This is a genomic window from Micromonospora sp. WMMD736, assembly GCF_049179015.1.
In the GTDB taxonomy this organism is placed as follows: Bacteria; Actinomycetota; Actinomycetes; order Mycobacteriales; family Micromonosporaceae; genus Micromonospora.
The window spans coordinates 1-5,534 of the sequence record NZ_JBMHMI010000168.1 but is presented as its reverse complement, the minus strand read 5'-3'; the positions used below and the strand labels follow the sequence as shown (position 1 = coordinate 5,534).

Sequence of the window (5,534 nt, the reverse complement as noted above, 5' to 3'; positions counted from 1 at the left end):
TCCGCGTCACGGGCCTGCTGGACGATCTTGTCGATGGTGGACGCGCCGCCGGTGAGCCCGATGCGCATCAGAACAACTCGCCGTAGCGTTGCATCAGCCCCGGGATGTCATCCTCCACGCCGATCTGCACCGAGCCGAAAAGCCGTGCCAGAGTGTCGTATCCGCTCACCGTGAAGATGACGTCGAGCAACTGTTGGGTGTCGAGCTCGGCGGCCAGGGTGCGCCAGCTCTGTTCGCCGATCGCGCCGTCGACAATGAGTTCGTCCACCGCACGCAGCAGCGCCGTCTCCAGTTCGGACCAGAACGGGGCGTCGGGCCCGTAGGCGATGCGACCGATCTCTTCGTCGGTCAGACCGACGTCGCGGGCAACAAACAAGTGCTGAGCCCATTCGCCACCACATTTGCGCACCGCGGCCACCCGCATGATGATCAGCTCGCGCTGGCGCTCACTGAGCGTGGTGGTCAGCAGCAGGTGGCCGTTGAACGTGAAATACGCCTGTGCCAGCACGGGGTGGTGGGCCATGGTGCCCAGCACCCCGAGTGCCTTCGGGCGGTTGGCCGTTGGCAGCGGTTCATGGCGTGGGTTGGGCGGACGCAGTGCGGCCAGCGCCTCGCGCATCTGGGGCGGGAAGTCGCGTGGCCGGAGGGGTTCGATGCGCGCCATGTCAGGTGATGGTCCTTCCGCCGTTGACACCGAAGACCTGTCCGGTGAGGTAGCCGGCCTCATCTCGTACCAGGAACGCGCAGGCGGCCGCAACGTCTTCGGGTGTGCCGACGCGCCGCACGGGTGTGGTGGCTTCGGCCGCGGCCACCCCCGGTCCCAAGAAACCGCGCTGGGCGGCGTCACGCAGCATCGGGGTGTCGATGAAGCCCGGCGGGATCGTGTTGACCGTGATGCCTCTGGGCCCCAGTTCCTTCGCCAGAGCCTTGGTGAAGCCGACCACCCCGGCCTTGGCGGCCGAATAATGCGTCATCAGCGGATTGCCGGTCTGGGCGCTGGACGAGGAGATGTTCACGATGCGGCCCCACCCGGCGTCGATCATGTGCGGCACCACGGCCTGGCAACAGTCGAACGTCCCGGTCAGGTTGACCGCCAGGATCTGATGCCAACTGTCGGAAGTGATCGACAGGAAGCGCTCGAAACCTTGCAGGCCGGCGCTGTTGACCAGGATGGCCGGTGCGCCGAGGTCGTCGGCCACCGCGGCGACGGCCTCGTCGATTCGCCGCCGGTCGGTCACATCGACCGCCAGCCCGATCGCCCGCACGCCGTCGGCGGTGAGCTTGTCCGCGGCGGATACGGCGCCGGCGCCGTCCCGGTCGAAGATGGCCACCCGGGCCCCGTCGGCCGCCAGCCGGTCGGCGATGGCCAACCCGATGCCTGACGCGGCGCCGGTGACGATCGCGGTGCGCGGTGTCAAGCGATGGCCTCCTCGCCGACCAGCGTGGTGCGGTGCATCAGGCGCCGTGACGTGGGCTCGTACGGGATGGCGCGGTGCAGCATGCCGGTGTTGTCCCACACCACCAGGTCGCCCACTTCCCAGTGGTGATGCAGCACGAACTGGGGCTGGGTGCACCAGTCGAGCAGTTCGTCGAGCAGGGCCCGGCCGGCGGTGTGGTCCATGCCGACGACAGCACCGGCGGTCGCACCGATCAGCAGCGAGTCGCGGCCGTCGCGGCGGCGCCAGACCAGGGGGTGTTCCCGCGAAGCGGCGCGGTCCCACTTGGCCCGTTGTTCGTCGGTCGGGTTCGGGGTGAGCAGCAGCTGCGAAGCGGCGACGCTGTGGACCACGCGCAGGGCCCGCAGCTGCTCTTGGCGGTCTTCGGGAAGGGCCGCGAAGGCGGCGTAGGTGTTGGCGAATTCGGTGTCTCCGCCCTCGTCGGCGACTTCACGAGCGGTCAGCAGGGTGGCCTTCTGCGGCACCGCGTCCATCAGTCCGTCGGTGTGCCAGAAGATCGTGCTGCGCCGCAAGCCCGCCAGCGCACTCTTGGACGGGTCCATCGTCACCGGTGAGATCTCCGGATACTCCGGATGGGCACCGGCGGTGGCGACGACGACCTCGCCCAGCGCCCGGCTGAACGCCACCAGGTCGGGGTCGCAGATGTGGGCTTGCCGGTAGACGATCACGCCGTGGCGGGCGAGCAGCTCGCGGCACTCGTCGGCGATGCGCGAGCGGCGGAAGTCCGCGGTGCGGTAACCGCGGACCTCGATACCGATCGCATCAGAGAGGGGACGGTTGGTGCTCATGACGGGGTGAACTCCAAGTGCAGCTCGGTCAGGCCGCGGATGATGTAGGTCGGGTCATACGGGTAGCGGCGCCGGCCGGCCGGGCCGTGGTGTTCCTCCGAGATCGTCAGGCTCGACGTGCGATCCAGGAACCGTTCGATGGTCACGCGGCCCTCGGCCCGGGCCAGCGGGCCGCCCGGGCAGGAGTGCACGCCGCGGCCGAAGGCGATGTGTTCGCGCAGGTTCGGGCGATCCAACTCCAGCTTGGCGGGTTCGGGGAACTTGCGCGGGTCCCGGTTGGAGGCACCGGGATGCAGCATGATGGTGGTGCCGGCCGGAATGTCGACGCCGCCGACCTGGCTGGTCTTCTGGGTCATCCGGAAGTCGCTCATGGTAGGGCTTTCCAGGCGCAGGACCTCTTCGATGAAGTCCCCGATCCGGCTGCGATCGGCGCGCAACCGCGCCTGCAACTCCTGGTCTTCGGCCAGGAAACGCAGGCCGGCACCCATCAACCTGGCCGAAGTGTCCTGTCCGGCCCCGAACAGGAACGTCGCCAACCGCACGACCCCTTCGATGTCGGGAAGTGATCCGTCCGGATAGGTGGAGGTGGCCAGGGCGGTCAGGACGTCGTCTCGCGGTGCGCGCCGGCGCTCCTCGACGTAACCACTGAACGTCTCGTACATGTACTCCAGCGGGTTCTCCGGCAGCGGCGACTCACCGCCGACAGCGGCCACGTGCTGGCCGGTGAAGATCTTGCGGAAGTGTTCGCGATCGGCGTGGGGCACGCCGAGAAGATCGGCGATGACCATGGTGGTGAACGGCTTGCCGTAGTCGCGCACCACCTCGAACCGGCCCGCCTCGGCAAAGGCGTCGATGCACGCGTCGGCCATGCCGGCCATCTGGTCGGCGTTTTCCTTGAGCCGCTTGGGCGTCAGCAGTCGGCGCAGCAGATACCGCTCATCCTGATGTGCCGCACCGTCTTTGGTGACCATGAACTCGTTGAACACCCAGTGCTCGCGATTGCTCTGCACCGCCGCGGTGATGTCGTCGGCGCCCGGTTCGACCGGGAACGGCGGAAATGGTCCGCCCATCGCGTTGCACGACGAGAATGCGGCGTCGTTGCGGTAGATCTCGACCGCCTCGTCGTACCCGGTCACGGCGAGCACCCCGGGTTGGGCGATCGAGTGAATCGGACACTTCGAACGCAGCGCATCGAAGTACGGATACGGATCGTCGATCACGCTCGCGTCGGTGAAGATGTCGGCGTCGCTGATGCGTTCGGCCATCGCCCGGTGTCCCTTCCCATGCGGTCAGCGCATGGTCCGCGTGCATTCATCAGGCGAGTGCCTAATGAATTTCCTCAGGCATATGCCTAACACCACAACGGGCCGCGGTCAAGGCAGCTGCATAGGGAGCGCTGCGCGGTATCGCAGCGTCGTCCGACGGGACCCCAAGTTGTTAGGCAGTCGCCTGAACCACGGGATCGTGCCGCGGAACCGCCAACGGCCATGGAGGCCCCGGACCCCGGGCTGTCGCGGTGGCCACCCGATCCGCTCAGACCTGCGAAACCACACCATGGTGCTGAGCGTCCGCTTAGCATCGCGGACATGTCCACGACATCGACGGCGCCCGGCATCTGCCGGATCTGCTCGGCGCACTGTGGTGTGCTGGCAACCGTCACCGACGGCAAACTGACGAAGGTCACCGGCGACCCACAGAATCCGATGTTCAAGGGCTACAGCTGCGCCAAGGGCCGGGCGCTGCCGGAGATCCACAACAACCCGCAGCGGCTGTTGCACAGCCAGCAGCGACAGCCCGACGGCACCTACACCGCGATCGCCGCCGAGCAGGCGATGGACGAGATCGCCGCGAAGCTGCAGCAACTCATCGCCGAGCACGGGCCCCGGTCGGTGGCGATGTACCTGGGCACCAACGGCCTGCCCTATCCGGCGTCGGCGCTGATGGGCAACGCGTTCATCCGCGCCATCGAATCGCCGATGTTCTTCACCGCGAACACCATCGACCAGCCGGGCAAGCAGATCGCGCTCGCCGCGCACGGGCACTGGCTGGGCGGTGACATCAACTTCCACGACGCCGACAGCTGGATGCTGGTCGGGACCAACCCGCTGGTGTCCAAAGCGATCGGCATCCCGGGCCAGAACCCCGGACAGGGGCTGCGGACCGCGATCCGTCGCGGCATGAAACTCGTCGTGATCGATCCTCGCCGGACCGAGACCGCCGCCCGCGCCGCCATCCACCTGCAACCCCGTCCAGGCGAGGACGTCACGCTCCTGGCCGGCATGATCAACCTGATCATCACCGAGAAGCTCTGCGACTGGGACTTTCTCGCCGAGAACGTCGACGGCTTCGACGAGCTCGCCGACGCGGTGGGTCCGTTCACGCCGTCTTACGTCGCGCAGCGGGCCGACATCGAGGAGGAGCAGTTCCTCGCGGCGACCAGGCTGTTCGCGACGCACGGCGAGCGGCCCGGCATGGTCAACGCCGGTACCGGTGCAAATTTCGCCGTGCACGGCAGCCTGCTCGAGTACCTGTGTCTGTGCCTGACCACGATCTGCGGCCGATGGCAACGAGCCGGGCAACCGGTGACCCGGCCCAACGCGTTGCTGCCGGCGTACACCGCCAAGGCGCAGGCTCACCCCCCCTACGAGGGCTGGGGATACGGTGAGCAGCTGCGGGTGCGCGGGCTGACCGATGCGGTGTGCGGGATGCCGACCGCCGCGCTGGCCGACGAGATCCTGCTCGACGGCGAGGGTCAGGTGAAGGCGCTGATCTGCATCGGCGGCAATCCGATGACGGCCTGGCCGGACCAGCGCAAAACCCTGCGCGCGCTGGAGAGCCTGGACCTGCTCGTCACGCTGGACACCGAGATGTCGCTGACATCACGGCTGGCCGACTACGTCATCGCGCCGATGATGCAGATGGAGACCCCGGCGATGACGATGGGCAGTGAGCTGATCAAGTACTACACCAGCGGCACCGGAATCCCGGCGCCCTACGCCCAGTACACGCCGCGGATCGTCGACCCGCCGCCCGGTTCCGACCTGATTGAGGAGTGGCTGTTCTTCCTGGGCCTGGCCAAACGAATGGGCCTGGAGCTGTGGTTCGTGAACTTCTTCGGCGGCGGGGGCGGACGCTTCATGGAGTCCGCCCCGGTGGTGCTGCAGATGAACGAGTCGACCGAGTTGACCACCGAGGAACTCTTCGAGCAGATGTGCGCCACGTCGCGGATTCCGTTCGACGAGGTGCGTCGGCATCCGCACGGCAAGATCTACGACGTCCATGAGGTCGT

5 protein-coding genes are annotated in these 5,534 nt (G+C 67.5%); 1 reads left to right on the top strand and 4 read right to left on the bottom strand.

Going from position 1 to position 5,534, the window contains the following annotated elements; all coding sequences use genetic code 11:
- Positions 1–67: 67 nt before the first annotated feature.
- Genes ACN269_RS35180 through ACN269_RS35165 form a run of 4 tightly spaced genes read right to left on the bottom strand, consistent with a single transcriptional unit; the run spans position 68 to position 3,381 of the window.
- Complete coding sequence (locus tag ACN269_RS35180) at positions 68–664, bottom strand: carboxymuconolactone decarboxylase family protein (RefSeq protein WP_421477731.1); 597 nt, start codon at positions 662–664, stop codon at positions 68–70.
- Between the two features lies 1 nt (position 665).
- On the bottom strand, positions 666–1,517 hold the full coding sequence (locus tag ACN269_RS35175) for an SDR family oxidoreductase (RefSeq protein ID WP_421477733.1): 852 nt from the start codon (positions 1,515–1,517) through the stop codon (positions 666–668).
- A complete protein-coding gene (locus tag ACN269_RS35170; RefSeq protein WP_421477729.1) occupies positions 1,415–2,245 on the bottom strand; it encodes a TauD/TfdA dioxygenase family protein in 831 nt (276 codons plus the stop codon). Before ACN269_RS35170 ends, ACN269_RS35175 begins: the two co-directional genes overlap by 103 nt.
- Positions 2,242–3,381, bottom strand: coding sequence for a cytochrome P450 (locus tag ACN269_RS35165; protein ID WP_421477727.1), 1,140 nt, complete (start codon positions 3,379–3,381; stop codon positions 2,242–2,244). Before ACN269_RS35165 ends, ACN269_RS35170 begins: the two co-directional genes overlap by 4 nt.
- 450 nt (positions 3,382–3,831) lie before the next feature.
- Here ACN269_RS35165 and ACN269_RS35160 point away from each other — a divergent pair.
- Positions 3,832–5,534 (top strand): molybdopterin-containing oxidoreductase family protein (locus ACN269_RS35160; protein ID WP_421477725.1); only part of this gene is annotated, 1,703 nt, incomplete at its 3' end.

Excerpts from the sequence above, each read along its gene's own strand:
- ACN269_RS35180 (WP_421477731.1), bottom strand. The coding sequence starts at position 664 with ATGGCGCGCATCGAACCCCTCCGGCCACGCGACTTCCCGCCCCAGATG.
- ACN269_RS35170 (WP_421477729.1), bottom strand. The coding sequence starts at position 2,245 with ATGAGCACCAACCGTCCCCTCTCTGATGCGATCGGTATCGAGGTCCGC.